The organism is Sphingomonas sp. M1-B02, from assembly GCF_026167525.1.
In the GTDB taxonomy this organism is placed as follows: Bacteria; Pseudomonadota; Alphaproteobacteria; order Sphingomonadales; family Sphingomonadaceae; genus Sphingomonas.
In genome coordinates, this window is record NZ_CP110679.1 from 1116135 (window position 1) to 1132238 (window position 16104).

12 protein-coding genes are annotated in these 16104 nt (G+C 65.9%); 2 read left to right on the forward strand and 10 right to left on the reverse strand.

Annotated features, from left to right (window positions below; all coding sequences use genetic code 11):
- Window positions 1-54: 54 nt before the first annotated feature.
- A complete protein-coding gene (locus OKW87_RS05355) occupies window positions 55-1236 on the forward strand; it encodes a dipeptidase (RefSeq protein ID WP_265542891.1) in 1182 nt (393 codons plus the stop codon).
- A 125-nt stretch (window positions 1237-1361) separates the two neighbouring features.
- On the opposite strand, the gene OKW87_RS05360 is transcribed toward OKW87_RS05355, so the two are convergent.
- The 6 genes from OKW87_RS05360 to OKW87_RS05385 all read right to left on the reverse strand — a co-directional run bounded on the left by OKW87_RS05360 (window position 1362) and on the right by OKW87_RS05385 (window position 9669).
- On the reverse strand, window positions 1362-2774 hold the full coding sequence (locus tag OKW87_RS05360) for an efflux transporter outer membrane subunit (RefSeq protein WP_265542892.1): 1413 nt from the start codon (window positions 2772-2774) through the stop codon (window positions 1362-1364).
- A 104-nt stretch (window positions 2775-2878) separates the two neighbouring features.
- Window positions 2879-6058: an efflux RND transporter permease subunit gene (locus OKW87_RS05365; protein ID WP_265542893.1), complete on the reverse strand. Its 3180-nt coding sequence runs from the start codon at window positions 6056-6058 to the stop codon at window positions 2879-2881.
- 92 nt (window positions 6059-6150) lie between these two features.
- Window positions 6151-7422 carry an efflux RND transporter periplasmic adaptor subunit gene (locus tag OKW87_RS05370; protein ID WP_265542894.1) on the reverse strand — a complete coding sequence of 424 codons (1272 nt, stop codon included), beginning with the start codon at window positions 7420-7422 and terminating at the stop codon, window positions 6151-6153.
- Window positions 7400-7813, reverse strand: coding sequence for a hypothetical protein (locus tag OKW87_RS05375; RefSeq protein ID WP_265542895.1), 414 nt, complete (start codon window positions 7811-7813; stop codon window positions 7400-7402). The genes OKW87_RS05370 and OKW87_RS05375 overlap by 23 nt, the downstream gene beginning before the upstream one ends.
- A 404-nt stretch (window positions 7814-8217) precedes the next feature.
- Window positions 8218-8829, reverse strand: a complete 612-nt coding sequence (locus OKW87_RS05380; RefSeq protein WP_265542896.1) for a TetR/AcrR family transcriptional regulator — start codon at window positions 8827-8829, stop codon at window positions 8218-8220.
- Between the two features lie 144 nt (window positions 8830-8973).
- Complete coding sequence (locus OKW87_RS05385) at window positions 8974-9669, reverse strand: FadR/GntR family transcriptional regulator (protein ID WP_265542897.1); 696 nt, start codon at window positions 9667-9669, stop codon at window positions 8974-8976.
- A 241-nt stretch (window positions 9670-9910) separates the two neighbouring features.
- On the opposite strand from OKW87_RS05385, the gene OKW87_RS05390 reads away from it, so the two are divergent.
- Window positions 9911-10165: a hypothetical protein gene (locus OKW87_RS05390; protein WP_265542898.1), complete on the forward strand. Its 255-nt coding sequence runs from the start codon at window positions 9911-9913 to the stop codon at window positions 10163-10165.
- Between the two features lie 17 nt (window positions 10166-10182).
- On the opposite strand, the gene OKW87_RS05395 is transcribed toward OKW87_RS05390, so the two are convergent.
- From OKW87_RS05395 to OKW87_RS05410, 4 genes are all read right to left on the reverse strand, one after another.
- Complete coding sequence (locus OKW87_RS05395) at window positions 10183-10353, reverse strand: hypothetical protein (RefSeq protein WP_265542899.1); 171 nt, start codon at window positions 10351-10353, stop codon at window positions 10183-10185.
- Window positions 10354-10446: 93 nt separating this feature from the next.
- Window positions 10447-11334 (reverse strand): hypothetical protein, encoded by an 888-nt coding sequence (locus OKW87_RS05400; protein ID WP_265542900.1) that lies wholly within the window; start codon window positions 11332-11334, stop codon window positions 10447-10449.
- A 424-nt stretch (window positions 11335-11758) separates the two neighbouring features.
- On the reverse strand, window positions 11759-13567 hold the full coding sequence (locus OKW87_RS05405; protein WP_265542901.1) for a flavin-containing monooxygenase: 1809 nt from the start codon (window positions 13565-13567) through the stop codon (window positions 11759-11761).
- Window positions 13568-13589: 22 nt separating this feature from the next.
- Entirely contained in the window at window positions 13590-15902 is a 2313-nt protein-coding gene (locus OKW87_RS05410; protein WP_265542902.1) for a TonB-dependent receptor, read from the reverse strand.
- Between the last annotated feature and the right edge of the window lie 202 nt (window positions 15903-16104).

The following is a 16104-nucleotide window of genomic DNA, read 5'->3' on the forward strand; positions in this document are numbered from 1 at the left end:
GCCTGCGCCGCGACCGGGCTATGCTTCCTTCGAATCCATGCCTGAGGTGTTCGAATGAAGAAGCTGCTCGTCTCTGCCCTGCTCGCCACCACCTCCTGCGTAACGCCCCAGGCGAGCGCGCCCGACGATGCGGCGCTCCACCGCGAGATTCTTACCCTCGACACGCATCTCGATACGCCGGCAATGTTCAGCCGCCCGGGCTGGAGCTTCGCCGATCGCCATTCCTATGCGACCGACATCGCCCAGGTCGATCTGCCGCGGATGGACGACGGCAATCTGGATGGCGGCTTCTTCGTCGTCTATATCGCGCAGGGCCCGCTAACGGCGGAAGGCTATGCCGCTGCCGGCGCCTTCGCCTCCAAGCGGCTCGGCGAGATCGAGACGATGCTTGCGCGCTATCCGGAGCGGATCGGCCTGGCGACCGCCGCCCCCGACGCCGCCCGGCTCGACAAGGCCGGCAAGCGCAGCGCCTATATCAGCATCGAGAACAGCTATCCGTTGGGCGAGAGCGTGGCGGGGCTTGCCGAATTTTATCGCCGCGGCGTGCGGATGGCGAGCCCGGTGCATTTCCGGAACAACCAGTTCGCCGACTCGGCCACCGACAAGCCGCGCTGGAACGGGCTTAGCCCGCTGGGCCGGCAGTGGGTGGCGGAGATGAACCGGCTGGGCATGGTGCTCGACGCCAGCCATGCGTCGGACGCGGTGCTCGACCAGATGATCGCGGCCTCGCGCACCCCCGTTATCCTGTCGCACACCGGGGCGAAGGCGATCTTCGATCATCCGCGCAATCTGGACGATACGCGCATCCGCAAGCTGGCCGCGTCGGGCGGCGCGATCTGCATGAACAGCGCCTATCTCGCGACGATGCGCTCGACGCCGGAGCGCAGCGCCTTGGGGGACAAGCTCGAAGCGCCGGGAGTGACCGCCGCCGAACAGGTCGAGCTCGTCCGCCAGCTACGCGTGCTGGACCAGACCCAGCCGGTCCAGGACGCCGATTTCGAGACCTATATGCGCGGGCTGCTCCACCTGATCGAGGTCGCCGGAGTCGACCATGTCTGCTTCGGGGCCGACTGGGACGGCGGCGGCGGGGTGCGCGGCTTCGAGGATATCGAAGCGCATCCCAAGATCACCGCGCGGCTGCGCGCGGCGGGCTATTCGCGGGCGGATCTGGAGAAGATGTGGAGCGGGAACGTGCTACGGCTGCTGCGGACTGCCGAGGAGCGGAAGGGGCGCTAGCCCGCCCTGTCGTCACCCCCGCGAAGGCGGGGGCCCATCTCCAGTACTCGCCACCACCACCACCGTAGTATGCGCTGCCTGGGCAGGAGATGGGCCCCCGCCTTCGCGGGGGTGACGGTTGGACTTCAGGCGGCTGGCGTCGCCTGCCACCCTCCCCCAAGCGCGCGGAACAGGTCCACCTGCGCGCTTGCGATTGCCGCGTCGGCCGCAGCCAGCGCAGCCTCGGCATCGGCGAAGGTGCGTTCTGCGTCGAGCAATTGCAGCGAATCGATATCCCCTTCGCGCTGCCGCGCGCGGGCGATGTTGACCACCGCCTGCGCTTCGTTCCACGCCGCCTGCAGCGCGGTGCGCCGCTCGAGCGCATGGGCATAGGTCGACAGCGCGGTCTCGGTCTCCTGCAGCGCGCCGAGCACGACGCCGTCGAAATTCGCCAGCGCCTCCTGGCTGCCCGCCTCCGCCGCGGCGATCCGGGCGCGCGCCGGCTCGGGGTTCACCGCCCAGTTGATCAGCCCGCCCAGCAGCCAGCGCAGCGGCCCGCCGCCGAAAATATCACCGAAGCCCGCGCCGGTCGATCCGCCCGAACCGCCCAGCGTGATCCGCGGATAGAGGTCCGCGGTCGCCACGCCGATCCGCGCGGTCGCTGCCGCCAGCCGCCGCTCGGCCGCGCGGATATCGGGGCGCCGGGCGAGCAGCGCCGCACCATCTCCGACCGGAATCGGCTGATCGAGCCGCAGCGTCGCGGTGCGCGTGCGCGCCGCCTGCGGCAGATCCGCCGGAGTCCGGCCGGTCAGCGTCGCCAGGCGGAAGAGCGCCGCATCGCGCTCCGCGGCAAACGCCGGAACTTCGGCCTGGCGCTGGTTGCGCAGCGCCCCGATCCGCGCAGTATCGAGCCGGGTGCCCAGCCCGACGCCGCGGCGGCGCTCGGTCAAGTCGATCGACTTGTCGAGCAAGGCGACGATCCGTTCGGCAACGCTGAGCCGCTCGGCCGCAGACACCGCGTCGGCATAGGCCCGCGCAGTATCCGCCGCGACGATCACGCGCACCGCATCGGCATCGGCCTGCGCCGCGTCGACGTCGCCACGCGAGGCTTCGACATTGCGGCTGACCCGGCCGAACAGGTCGACTTCGTAGCTGACGTCCAGCCCGGTATCGACCTGCCAATCCTCGCGCGGGGCGCTGGGCAAGCGCTGGCCCTCGGGGAGTCGACCGTAATTGGCGCCGGCGCCGAGGCTTGCCTGGGGCAGCCGGTCCGAGCGGGCGCCGCGGAGCACCGCGCGAGCGCGGGCGATGCGGGCGACTGCGACGCGGACATCGGTGTTAGCGGTCAGGGCGTCTGCGACGAGCTGATCGAGGACCGGGTCGTTGTAGAGCCGCCACCAGTCGCCCTGGACGGGCTCGACGGTGACCGCCGGGCTGGTCGAGAGGAAGGCGCCGGCGGCGGTCTGGGGATGCGTCGGCGCGGCATAGTCCGGGCCGACCGCGCAGGCGGCGAGCGCGAGTGCGGAGGCCGTGCTCAGGATGATGCGATAGTTCGTCATGTCATTTTCCTTTTCGTCATCCCGGCGAAGGCCGGGATCCAGAGTCGCAAGGCGATGCGCTCGTGGCTCTGGATCCCGGCTTCCGCCGGGATGACGGTTGGCGTTTATTCAGCCGGCAGCATCGCGGGCTCGGGTGCCGCCCCGCGCCGCCGCCTGCGCGCGAACCGCTCGCCCAGCGCGCGGCACACGACGTAGAAGGTCGGGGTGAAGAGCAGGCCGAATGCGGTCACCCCCATCATCCCGAAGAACACCGCGGTGCCCAGCGCCTGGCGAAGCTCGGCCCCTGCCCCGGTCGCGATCAGCAGCGGCACCGAGCCGAGGATGAAGGCGAAGGAGGTCATCAGGATCGGGCGCAGGCGATCGTGCGCGGCGCGCACCGCCGCCTCGACCGGCGAAAGCCCGTCGATCTTCTCGGCCTGCTGCGCGAACTCGACCACCAGGATCGCGTTCTTCGCGGCCAGCGCAATCAGCACCACCAGTCCGATCTGCGTGAGGACATTATTGTCCATCCCCCGCAAATTGATCCCGGCCATCGCCGCGAGCAGGCACATCGGCACGATCAGGATGATCGACAGCGGCAACGTCACGCTCTCATATTGCGCGGCGAGCACCAGGAAGACGAAGACCACCGCCAGTCCGAAGACCAGCCCCGCGGTGCTTCCCGCCGCCTTTTGCTGGAAGGCGATTCCGGTCCACTCGGCCTCATAACCGGCGGGCAACTCACTCGCGAGCTTCTCCATCGTCACCAGCGAGCGGCCCGAGCTGTATCCCGGCGCGGTATCGCCATCGACTTCGACCGCGGGGAACAGATTGTAGCGAGTCACCCGATAGGGCCCGGTCTTGTTCTCGAAGGTCGAGACCGATCCGATCGGCACCATCGCCCCCGAGTTGGACCGCGTCTTCAGGTTGGCGATGTCCGCCTCGGTCGCCCGGAACGGGGCATCGGCCTGCGCAGTCACGCGATAGGTGCGGCCGAGCATGTTGAAGTCGTTGACGAAGGTCGAGCCGAGATAGACGTTGAGCGCCTCGAACACCCGCTCGGGCGGCACGCCGAGCATGTTGGCCTTGCGCCGATCGATATCGGCGAAGACTCGCGGCGTGGCGGTGTTGAAGAAGGTGTAGATCTGGGCCAAGCCCTCGGTCTGGTTGGCCTTGCCGATCAACCCGTAGGCGGTCTTGCCGAGCGCGTCATAGCCATGCTCGGCGCGGTCCTGGACCATCATCCGATAGCCGCCGGCCGAGCCGATGCCCTGGATTACCGGGGGCGGCACCACGAGCAGCATCGCCTCGTTGATGTCGGCGGTGCGCTTGCGCGCCTCGTCCATGATCCCGGCATAGGTCACGCCGAGCTTTGCGCGCTCCTCGAACGATTGCAGCGGGACATAGGCCGCGGCGCTGTTCGGCGCGAGCGTCTGCGACGGGCCGTCGAAGCCCGCGAGCATCACTGAACCCTTAACCCCGGGGATCGGGAGGATCCGCGCGACGACCTTGCGCATCACCTCGTCGGTACGCTCGAGCGACGAGCCCGGCGGCAGCTGGATGACGGTCAGGAAATAGCCCTGGTCCTGCGCCGGGATGAAGCCGACCGGCGTCACCCAGAACATGCCGACCGTCGCCGCGATGAGGCCCACATAGGTGACCATCATCCGCTTGGGCCGGGTGACCAGCGCCAGCGTCAGCCGCGAATAGCCGGCGCTCATCCGCTCGAAGCCGCGGTTGAACCAGTCGGCCGCGCGCTGCGTGACGCGTCCGATCCGGCCCCTGGGCTTGTCCTCATGCCCGCGCAGCAGAAGTGCCGCGAGTGCCGGGGAAAGCGTGAGCGAGACCAGCAGCGAGATCGCCGTCGCCGCCGAGATCGTCACCGCGAACTGCTTGTAGAAAGCGCCCGACAGGCCGTTGAGGAACAAGGTCGGCAGGAACACCGCGAGCAGCACCAGCACGATTGCCACGAGCGCGCCCGAAACCTCGTCCATCGAGGTCTGCGCCGCGCGGAGCGGGGTCATCCCCTTGGCCAGGTTTCGCTCGACATTCTCGACCACGACGATCGCATCGTCGACGACGATACCGATCGCGAGCACCAGCCCGAACAGCGAGAGGTTGTTGAGCGAGTAGCCGAGCGGCAGCAGCACCGCCATCGTGCCGATCAGCGATACGGGGATCGCCACCACCGGGATGATCGCCGCGCGCCATTTCTGCAAGAAGACGATCACCACCAGCACGACCAGCAGGATCGCCTCGGCCAGCGTGTGATAGACCGCGTCGATCGACTGGGCGATGAACTCGGTGGGGTTGTAGATAACGCGATATTCCAGGCCCTTGGGGAAGGTCTTGGACATGGTTTCGAGCTCATGCTCGATCGCCTGCGCGGCCGCCAGCGCGTTGGAGCCGGGCCGCTGGAACACGCCCAGGATCACCGTCGGCTGGTTCGAGAGATAGGTGTTCGACGAATAGTCCGCAGCGCCCAGCTCCACACGCGCCACGTCGCTCACGCGGACCTGGCGGCCGTCGCTGTCGGTGCGGATCACGACCTGGCCGAACTCGCCGGGGTCCTTGAGCCGTCCCTGCGTCTCGATGTTGAGCTGGAAGGCGTTTCCGCTCGCGCTCGATCCGGGCTGGCCGAGCGAACCCGCCGCCACCTGGATATTCTGCGCCCGCAAGGCCTGGACGATGTCGCCCGCGGTCAGATCGAGCGCCGCGGCGCGGCCCGGATCGATCCAGATCCGCATCGCATAATCGCGCGCGCCGAACATGCGCACGTCGCCCACGCCCTCGACGCGGGCGAGGCGGTCCTTGACCTGCGTCAGCGCATAATTGGAGATGTAGCTGCGATCGACGCTGTTGTCGGGCGAGATCAGATTGACGACCATCAGGAAGTCGGGCGTCGTCTTGCGCGTCACCACGCCCAGCCGCTGCACTTCCTCGGGAAGCCGCGGCACCGCCACCGCGACGCGGTTCTGCACCAGTACCTGCGCGGCATCGAGATCGGTGCCGGGCTTGAAGGTCACGGTGATCGTCACCGCGCCGTCACCGGTCGATTGCGACGACTGGTAGAGCATGTCGTCGACGCCGTTGATTTCCTGCTCGATCGGCGCCGCTACCGTCTCGGCTACCGTCTCGGCCGACGCGCCGGGATAGCCGGCGGTGACCGTGACGGTCGGCGGCACGATGTCCGGATATTGCGAGATAGGCAGCCCGAGATAGGCGATCGCACCGATGATCGTGATCACGATCGATAGCACCGCCGCGAAGATCGGGCGCGTGATGAAGAAACGCGAGAGGCGCATGGCCTACTCCTCGTGTGAGGGATTTGAATCTTTTGCGAATAGGGGTCTGCCGCCGGGCCCTGGTTGGGGACTTCGGGCCCGGCGGCAGCTGGTCAGCGGGCGAAGGTCGCCTCACCCGTGACCGGGGCGCTGATGGCCGGTGTCGCCGCGGCAGGAAGGGGCGCTATCCTGCCGGGTTTCACCGTCACCTTGGCGCCCGGAGGGGCCATCTGTCCGCCAGCGATGACGACGCGATCCTGCGCCGTCAGCCCGGAACGGATGATCCGAAGTCCGTCGAGCACCGGCCCGAGTTCGACCGGCCGGGGCTCGACGGTGCCGTCCTTGCCTACGACGACGACTAGCTTGCGCGCCTGATCGGTGGTGATCGCCGCATCGGGGATCATCAGCGCCGTCGTCGTGCCGCCCGCCGCCAGCCGCATGTTACCGAACATGCCGGGGGTCAGGAACATGCCCGGATTCGCCATCACCGCGCGGCCTCGGATCGTGCCGGATTTGGGATCGAGGCCGTTGTCGGTAAAGTCGAGCCGGCCCTGCCAGCGATAGTCGGTCTCGTCCTGCAGCCGCACTTCAACCGGCGACGCCTTGGCGCCGGCCGCCTGCGCGCGCTTGGTCTTGAGGTGCAGCGCCTCCGATCCATCGAACGCGAAATAGATGGGATCGAGCGCGTTGATCACGGTGAGCAGCGAGCCCCCCGCGCCTTCGCCCGCCGCCACCAGATTGCCGGCGTCGACCTTGCGATCGGAAATGCGGCCCGAGATCGGCGCGCGGACCTGGGTGAACTCCATGTCGAGCGCCCGCGCCCGGACCCGCGCCTGCGCGCCGGCCACCGCCGCCTGCGCCGCACGCACCCGCGCCCGCAGCCGCTCGACATCGCTCTTCGACACGGCTTCCACCGCGATCAGCCGCTCAGCGCGGCCCAGATCGGATTGCGCCAGCGCCAATTCGCTCTGTGCGCTTGCCTGCCCGGCGCGTGCTTCCGAAAGCGCTGCGCCGAACGGGCGCGGGTCGATCGTGAAGAGCAGTTGGCCCTTGCGCACGATCGCGCCGTCGGTGAAGTGCACGCCGACGATCGCGCCCGAGACGCGCGGACGCACCTCGACCGTGCGACTCGCTTCGAAGCGGCCGACATAATCGTCCCATTCGTTGACTTCGCGCACCAGCGGCGACGCGACGGTAACGGTCGGTGGCGGCGGCGCGGCAACGGCGGGTGCCTCGCGGTTCGCCAGGCTGACGCCGCCGGCCAGCAGCGCCACCGGCAAGGCGATCAGCGCGCCGCGTTGCCATAGCGGCATGCGCCCGAACGCCCCGTCCTTATGCGCGGTCGCCGTGTCGGGCTCGCTCTCAATGGGTGAGATCATGTTCATGTCGTTTCCCCTGGTTCAGCGCGGCGCGGCCGCGGCTGATGCTGGCAAGCAGCGATTCATATTGTTCGGTGGTGAAGCCCGCCGCGTGGAAGGCCCGGATCTCGTGCGGCGGCAGCGCATAGCCGCGGTGCCATGCGAGCACCGCCAGGCGACGCAACGCCTCCAGCCGGGCATCGGCGAGCTTGGGATTGGCGCGTTGGCCCCCAAAGATCGCTCCGAGCGCGATCGCCATCCGGCCCGGCTCCTCCAGCGTCGACAGCCGATCGCGCTGGGCGATCGCCACGACCTGCCATTCCAGCGCAGTGAGGCTGCTGGCGGGGCGTGCGGCGATGACGTCCGCCGGCGTGGCGATCGGGGTGCCCTGATATTCGGCGAGGTTCAGATAGGCCATCGTTCGTCTCCCTTGTCGCTGTGCCGGAGGCATGCCGCCTCGATCCCGGAATCGGCCCTGGGCCGCCGGCTATCGGCTTGCTTCTTCATGATGCGGCAGGTTCGGCGGCATCGTAACTATGCCTGCCGTCGTCCCGCTAATACCAGGGTGTGAGCCGTCTATCGCGAAAGGCCATGCCTTTGCGGAGATAGTCGTCCTGCTATCGGAAATTCCGGGGGGTCAGCCCCCTTTGCGTTTTCGCTCGTCCGTCCGGCTCATCCGGTCACCCCTGTCGTTTCGATCCGGGATCCAGAGAACCGCGGGTCATTTCCATACTGACTGGTATAGAAATCGCGCTGCGGTGCGTCAAGAGGCTTTTTATACCGTGCGGTATTTTTTGTCCATCGTCGAAACGAAAAATGGAATCAGCGCGTAGGCCATACGGCAAGACTGGTCTCGACGAGTTGGGTAAGCTCCTCGCGGCTCGCGCCGCCGCCCGCCTGAAGGGACAGCCCCTGTAGCAGCGCGCTTAGATAAGCGGAGAGCCCCTCGGCGCTCATATCGTCGGGCAGTTCACCCGCGGCCTTCGCCCGCTCGAACCGCTCGATCAGCGCATCCGAAGAGGATTTGCGACGGGCAATGACTTCGTCGCGAATCGATTCGGCCTCGACGCCGCACGCGACGGAGCTGATCACGCGCAGGCAGCCCTTGGGCTCGCTGACATCGCCGGTCTGCATTTCGAGCGCGCCGCGCAGCAGCCGCTCGGCGACTCCGCGTGCAGTGGGCGCCTCGAGCGCGGGGCGCATGTAGGAAAGCTTCTCGCGCTCGTAGAGATCGAGCGCCTTGCGGAAGAGCGCCTCCTTGTTGCCGAACGCGGCATAAAGGCTCGGCCGGGTGATCCCCATCGCCTCGGTCAGGTCAGACAGCGACGCGCCCTCATAGCCCTTGCTCCAGAAGACGCGCAGCGCCGCTGCCAGCGCCTCTTCGGTGCAAAATTCGCGGGGCCGGCCCTTGGGAGCGCAGAACGGGGTTTTCATATTGATCGGTACATAAGCATGATCCCGGAAAAATCCAGCGATAGTTGAGCGGCAGGCTCCTGCGCCCCGGCATGGCCGGAACCTCTGCCATGCCATGGCAAAGCTGAACAACTACAATATGATATGCGACCGGACCCGGCCGGGCTAGGGCATCAGACGCTTGCGCCCCTGCGACAGATGCCAGCGCATCGCGAGCGCAGCGCCGTCGCCGTCCTGTGCGTGGATCGCCTCGACGATCATCTCATGTTCGCGCAGCATCGCCTGGATCGCGGAGGAAGGCCGCGAGCGGGAGATGTCCACGCCCGCGCGCAACACCTTGTGGATGTCTTCGCGCATATGATCGAGCGCGACCACGAACGCGGTGTTTGCGGTCCCCAGCGCGATCGCCCGATGCAGCTTCCAATCCTCGTCGTGCGCCGGCCCGTTCGAATGCAACGCACCCCGCAGCGCGTCCATCGCATCCGCGATCGCTTCCATCTGCTGGGGCGAGCGCCGGGTAGCCGCCAGCCGGCACGCCTCCGATTCGAGCACGAAGCGGACCTCATAGGTGCCGAGAGTCGCCGACAATTCCTCCATCGGCATATGCGCGCCGAGCCGTTCCGACGGGCGTCGCATCACATAGGAGCCGGCGCCGCGGCGCGCCTCGGTGATCCCGTCGGACGCCAGCCGGACCAGTGCCTCGCGCACCACGGTTCGCGACATGCCGAAGGTCTCGGCCAGCCGCGCCTCCGAGGGGAGCCGATCGCCGATATCCAGATCCTGGTTGTTGATGATCTCGACGATCTGGGTGTAGGCCCGGTCCGCCAGACGGCCTTCGTTCGTCGCAGATAGTCGCGCCAAGCGCCGCCCCTCCCCTGTTTCGAGAATGATAGCGCCGAATGGTTTGCCGATCAAATCTGTCGGACAGATTGGGCGGCGCTTCAGGCAATTCGAGCATTGACGTTCCGATCGGCTGCGGCATACTCGAAATCTGTCCAACCGATTCTGAACAGCCCGAGAAGCGCGGCAGATCGACGAGACCCACGAAAATGCCACGGCGACCAGGAAGACCCGGCGCAGATGGCGAAGAAATCAGGAGGGAATGGCTATGATATGCGCGACCGCGGTCGATCTGCCGCCAATGGATGCTTTGGCCGAAGTCTATGTCAGCCGGCCCGCCGCACGCGGCGGCCCCGTCGCGGCGATGTTCGGCCCGTTCGGCGACTGCGCCTTCGTCCTGTTGCGGCAGGGCGGCTACGGCGAAAGCGAATGCTGGATCCAGAGCGAGACCGGCCGGATTTCCTTCGCCGATGTGATCGCAGCGGATCGGGCGGGGCTGATCCAGCGCGCGACCTGAGCCGCGAGGCGTCCTGATCAGCCGCCGCGGCGCAGGCGGTCGACTTCGCGCAGCAGTGCATCGAGCCGCCTGGTCTCGGCATCGTCGCCGCGCCGAACGGCCGCGGTTATCCGATCTACGATATGCTGCGGCGCCTTGCCGCCGTGCGAATTGATCAGTCGCTTCGCATCATCGCTGGGCTCAGTCATCCGCCCCCATTGGACGGTTCCGGGCGACGATGCACGTACCTGCATCAATTCCGGCGGGGTTCCGCTACTCAGAATGGCGCTTTCGCACCTCCGTCAGCCGAAACGAACCGGCGTCGGTCGCCCCGAAAGATAGGCGCGGCTCGGCGCCGCGAAGGGAAAGCCGGCGGTCGCCAGCCGGTTGAGCACGATCCGGATCGTGTGAAAGATGTTCGCGCTGGTCGCCTGCGGCTCGCGGGCGTTCAACCATTCTTCGGAGATCAGCAGTCCATTGCGTACGCGAACCGCGCGTCCGTCACGCAACAGCAATTCGACTCTCCGCCGCACCGTCGCCTCGGGAATACCCAGGACCCGCGCGACCGCCACCACGCGCACCGGCCGTCGCAGTTCGTCGGGAGGCACCGCGCCGGCATAGCCGTGAAGCGGCGCGAGGACCGGCGAATAAGTGATGTCGCGCGAGTTTGCGCAGAGAATCGTCGAGAAGATCACCAGTTCCAGCCAGTCGTGATGGATGGTGCGGTTCGATTCCGCGACGGCGAGCATGATATCGACGACGCTCTGGATACCGGTCAGGGCGACATAGCGCTCGCCGTTCCGCTCCTCCGGCAGCGCCAGCCCGAAATGCTTGAGGTCCTCGACGAACCGCACGAAACTGTCATGCGCCCGGGCCAGCGCGCGTTCGAATTCCGGGCGGAACAGGGTCTGCGGGTTCGCCGCAATGCCGCCCTCGACGCGGACGCACAGCCCCTCGTCGATCATCCCGTTGATGTGGCGGCGGACGGTCTCGAACGAGCGCGACAGGGAAGTTGCGATCGAGTGGGTCGATATCGCCCGCGACGCGCCGGCATCCCCCGCGCCCACCCCGCCCGAATAGGATTGCCGCACGATCAGCGCATAGAGGATGAAGCGATCCAGGTTTCCGTCGAAGATCGGCAGCGCGGTCGCCAGAATATTGGTCTGCATCTCCGCCAGGAGACGCGTCACTTGCCGCACGGGAAGGGAATGGGAAGAAGGCGAGACCGTCATACGTGGCCCATGCTTACAGAGCCCGCATCGCCCGTCGAAGCCGACCGGCGCCAGATTCGCCATTTTGGGTATTCTGAGAGCAGGCCCGCAGGCAGTCAACGGGCGAGGTCGCCGCGCCGGCTAGCCCATGCTGTCGGGAAGTGGCGGCGCTGCCAGTCTAATGCGAACCGCTCTCCCCCACGATGTGGCTGGGCACCTGAGCGCGATGGCTTAGCTCGCAATTGCCATCTAGTCGGTGAGCCATGACGCTTCAGCGCCTCTGATGCTCGGGCCATTGCCTTTAATTCCGGGTCTCTTGTGCGGGCGGGTACTCTCCCCAAACTTACCGCTCGATGGATGAGCTTGACGGAGCCCTTGGCAGTGCTTGAACTGCCATTTTCGGTCAGGCGATGGTCAACCCTCGGAGCCCCTCGGCCCGCCACTCCCGGATGAGCGTGTAGAAAGCGATCGGCCCGGCGCCATAATATTCGTCTGACCGGCTTATCCCCTCGCCCACCTGGCCCTCGTCGTTGAAGTTGCCGGGGGTGCATTCGCGTTGGAAGTCGTGGAAGCTCTTGTCCTTAGCACGGATCGTCGAGACCCAGTCGGCTTCGGCTTCGGCCGTCGGCTCCACGAGCGTCGCACCGCGGTCCTCGGCGACCTTCAGCACGTCCGCGATATGCTCGGCCTGCTCGTCGAGGCAGTAGGTGAGGTTGAAGGCGAGACCGTTCTGCGAACCGCCCATGTGAAAGAGATTGGGGAACCCCGCCGAGTAGAACCCGTGCAGGGTTCGCATCCCCCCGCTCCATTCTTCCGCCAACGAAACCCCGCCCCGCCCATAGATCGGATGCCCCTTCTGCTGCGCCTTCGCGCCATAAGCATTGCCGAAATCGAAGCCGGTCGCGAAGATCACACAGTCCACAGGATACAGCGTCCCGCCCGCCAGGAAGCCCTGTTCGGTGAAGCCGTCCAGCCCCTTGCCATCGGTATCGACAAGATCGACATTCGGCCGATTGAATGCAGGCAAATAATCGTCGTTGAAGCACGGCCGCTTACAGAATTGGCGATACCACGGCTTGAGCGCCTCCGCGGTAGCGGGGTCCTCGACCAGTTCGTCCACGCGGTGGCGGATCTGGTTCATCTTGACGAAGTCGGCGAGCTCGGCCTTGGCCCGTTTCTCCTCGAGCGGGGCGTCCGGCGCCAGCGCGAATGCGTTGAGAGCGCGCACCGTATCGGTCCAACCATCGGCGACCAGATCCTTGTCCTGCGGCACGCCTGTCGTCAGCGCGACGAAATTGTCGCGGCGGCGGCGCTGCCAGCCCGGCTCAAGCGTCTGCCACCAGTCCGGATCGGTCGGCCGATTGCCGCGTTCGTCGATCCCTGAAGGCGTCCGCTGCACGACATAGAGATGCTGGGCATAGCGCGCGACGTGCGGCACCGCCTGGATGCCGGTGGCGCCTGTGCCAACGATCGCCACGCGCTTGTCGGACAGGCCCGTCAACCCGCCGTTCGAATCGCCCTTCGAATATTCATAGTCCCAGCGGCTGGTGTGGAAGATATGCCCTTTGAACCGCTCGATGCCAGGGATGCCGGGCAGCTTGGGCCGATCGAGGATGCCGTTGGTGCGGATGACATACCGCGCCTTGAAGGCGTCTTCGCGATCGGTGCGGACCAGCCATTTGCGCTCGTTTTCCAGCCACCGGAGCTCGGTGACGGCGGTCTGGAACAGCGCATCTTCGTAAAGCTCGAAATGCCTGCCGATCCGCTTGGCATGCCCCCAGATCTCGGGGCCGCGCGAATACCGCTCGACGGGCATGTACCCCGTCTCTTCGAGCAAAGGCATGTAGATGTAGGATTCGACGTCGCACTGGATGCCAGGATAGCGGTTCCAATACCAGGTGCCGCCGAAATCCCCCGCCTTCTCGACAAAACGGATGCCGCCGATCCCTTGCTTGCGCAAAGCGGCGCCGGCGGAGAGACCGGCAAAGCCGCCGCCTATGATCACGACATTGACTTCGTCTGTCACCGGCGCCCGCGTAAAGCCCGGCTCCACATAAGGGTCTTGAGCGAAGCGCGCGAAATCTCCGGTCGGGGCAACGAACTGGCTGCCGCCCTCGTCCCGAAGCCGTTTGTCGCGCTCCGCGCGATATTTCGCGCGGAGCTCATCGGGATCGAAGTCGAGTTCGTTCCCGCCCGGCAGGTCTTTACGCACTAACCGCTTCCTTCTGCGTAACTCAGAACTTGATCGTGCCTTCGAGCGCGAGCGACCGATATTCGTCCATGCCATAAATCGCACGCGCAACACCGGTGATCGAGGCCGGGAAGCGTATCGAGGCCGCTGCGGTCTTCTTGTCCGTCAGATTACGGCCCACCAAGGCGACGTTCCACTTATCGTCGGTGCCGCCAAGCTGAACGCGCGCATCGATCTTGGCCCAGCCGTCTTGTTTGCCCCAGATGGGGTTATAACCGTCGGCGATGAAGTAGCTCGAGCGAAACAAGGTGTTCGCCGTCACGAGGAAGTTCAGATTGTCGCTGAGATCGCGATCGAAGCGGAAGCCGACATTGCCGCTCCACTTTGGTGCGAACTGCAGCGGCGTGCCCTTGATATTGTGCGCGGCGATACTCACCGGATCGGCCGAGTTGCACTGCACCAGCGTTTCAAGGCTGAGGCACGGCGCGCCGGGATAATCGTCGAACTTCGCATCGAGATACGCAAGCGAAGCGCTCAATTGCAGTCCCGTAGCCACCAGCCACTGCGCTTCCGCCTCGACACCCGTCGATGACGCGATGGCAGCGTTGCGCGTGAAGAAGGTGCGGCGATCGGGATCATAGGCCGATTGTTGCAAGTCCTTGAACTTGGTCTTGAAGACCGACACGTTGAAGGTCGCCCTACCCCCGGCCAACGTCGCCTTCATGCCGGCTTCGTAATTGGTCGAGCGCTCCGGCTTGAACTGGAAGCCCGCGGGCGTGACGTTATAGGTGTTCGAGACGAACCCGCCCGATTTTGACCCGCGGCCATAGGTCGCATAAAACATGATGTCCTTCGACGCATCGAACTGCAGCGTCGCGGAAGGATCGACATAATCCTCGTTCAGCCGACCGCTGACGTCGGGTCCGATCGCATTGAACACCGATCCTGAGACGGTGCGCGAGGTGAAATCGCCATGCTTGGTGGTGTTCGAGTAGCGCAGGCCGCCGATCGCACGAACCGCATCGGCTAGGCGGACCGTCGCCTGCCCAAAGAAGGAATAGGACCAGCTCGTCTGATCGAAGTCCGTCGACTGCGCGCCCGTGATCGTATTGGTCGCCCCCAGATTCTGGTAATAGCTGTCCTGGTGAAGATGATAATCGGCGGTGTCGAAGTAGCCGCCGATCACATATTCCACAGTGCCCCCGGTCGGCGATGCCAATCGGATTTCCTGCGAATATTGATCGAACGCCTCGGGGAAGCCATTGGCATAGCGCCGGTTGGAGCCGTTGGCCGGGACGGTCCGATCGGGGCTGTATTCGTCATAGGCGCTCAGGCGCTTGGTCGTGAAATGCGACCAGCCGGAGATTGAGGTCAGCGTATGTTCGCCCAAGGCGATGTTCGCGGTGAGTGCGACATTGGTGCTCTTGATCCCGCTCTGCTCGGGGATCGGCGCGGGGCCATAGGGATCGGAGACATAGCGCGTATCGGTGAAATTCGTCTTCTCGGTCAGCGATCCGGAATGGGTGATGCCGCCCATCAGCTGATGCCGCCCATATTCGCCCTTCAGCGTCACATCCACGCCAGCGCTCGGCTCCCAGCGCAGGGTGGCGCGGATCAGTTCCTGGTCGAGCCGGGGATCGTCCTCACCGGTCGCGACATTGCGGAGCCAGCCCTTCTGGCGCACGAACTTGCCGGCGACGCGTAGGCCGAGCGTGTCGCTTAGCGGTCCGCTGGCGAACCCAGTGAATTCATAGCCCTTGCGCTCGAAATTATAGGCGGCGGAAAGCGAGCCCTTCAGCGTCTTGGTGGGGCCGGCGGAGATCAGGCTGATCGCGCCTGCCGCGGTGTTGCGGCCGAACAGCGCACCCTGCGGCCCGCGCAGCACTTCGACGCGCTCGAGATCGAAGAAGGGTGCCGAGAATTGCGCGCCGCGGCCGCCATAAATGCCGTCGAGATAGACCGAGACTTCCTGATCAAACGCGACATTGTTCGGCCCCGATCCGAAGCCACGGATATAGACGACCGGGTTCACGCCCGAATTCAGGATCGCCATGTTGGGCACATAGGCCTGGAGGCTGCGCAGATCGGTGATCTGGCGCTCGGTGATGTCCTCGCCCGCGATCGCGGCGATCGAGACCGGCACGTCCTGCAGACGCTGCGCGCGCTTGGTCGCGGTGACGACGATTTCGCCCAGTACGTTGGAATTTTCGGCGGGCTCGGCGTCCTGCATCACTGCCTCTGCCGGCGCCGGTGCGGCATCCTGCGCCGCGGCCGATGCCGCGCTCATCGCAATTCCCCCGGCGAACAACGCCGACAATATGCGCGTCGTTGAATTGAGCTCGATCCGCATGCGCATCCTGACCCTCTCCTGGTTGGCCGCCTGCACTTCGAGGTGCGGGCTGTGCCGTTAGAAGCCGGTCACTCCCTCTTTCGCGGAAACGCCAGCCTTGCTTTGAAGTTACATGATTGGATGCATATTGCAACACGCCGCGAAACCGTCGAGTCTCACTTCGGACTCCATATGTTGCATAATTGCCAATTTTACGGTGGTTACCGCG

Bases quoted from the DNA above. Each gene is read 5' to 3' on its own strand.
- OKW87_RS05355 (WP_265542891.1), top strand. From the start codon at position 55: ATGAAGAAGCTGCTCGTCTCTGCCCTGCTCGCCACCACCTCCTGCGTA.
- OKW87_RS05360 (WP_265542892.1), bottom strand. From the start codon at position 2,774: ATGACGAACTATCGCATCATCCTGAGCACGGCCTCCGCACTCGCGCTC.
- OKW87_RS05365 (WP_265542893.1), bottom strand. From the start codon at position 6,058: ATGCGCCTCTCGCGTTTCTTCATCACGCGCCCGATCTTCGCGGCGGTG.
- OKW87_RS05370 (WP_265542894.1), bottom strand. From the start codon at position 7,422: ATGAACATGATCTCACCCATTGAGAGCGAGCCCGACACGGCGACCGCG.
- OKW87_RS05375 (WP_265542895.1), bottom strand. From the start codon at position 7,813: ATGGCCTATCTGAACCTCGCCGAATATCAGGGCACCCCGATCGCCACG.
- OKW87_RS05380 (WP_265542896.1), bottom strand. From the start codon at position 8,829: ATGAAAACCCCGTTCTGCGCTCCCAAGGGCCGGCCCCGCGAATTTTGC.
- OKW87_RS05390 (WP_265542898.1), top strand. From the start codon at position 9,911: ATGGCTATGATATGCGCGACCGCGGTCGATCTGCCGCCAATGGATGCT.
- OKW87_RS05395 (WP_265542899.1), bottom strand. From the start codon at position 10,353: ATGACTGAGCCCAGCGATGATGCGAAGCGACTGATCAATTCGCACGGC.
- OKW87_RS05410 (WP_265542902.1), bottom strand. From the start codon at position 15,902: ATGCGCATGCGGATCGAGCTCAATTCAACGACGCGCATATTGTCGGCG.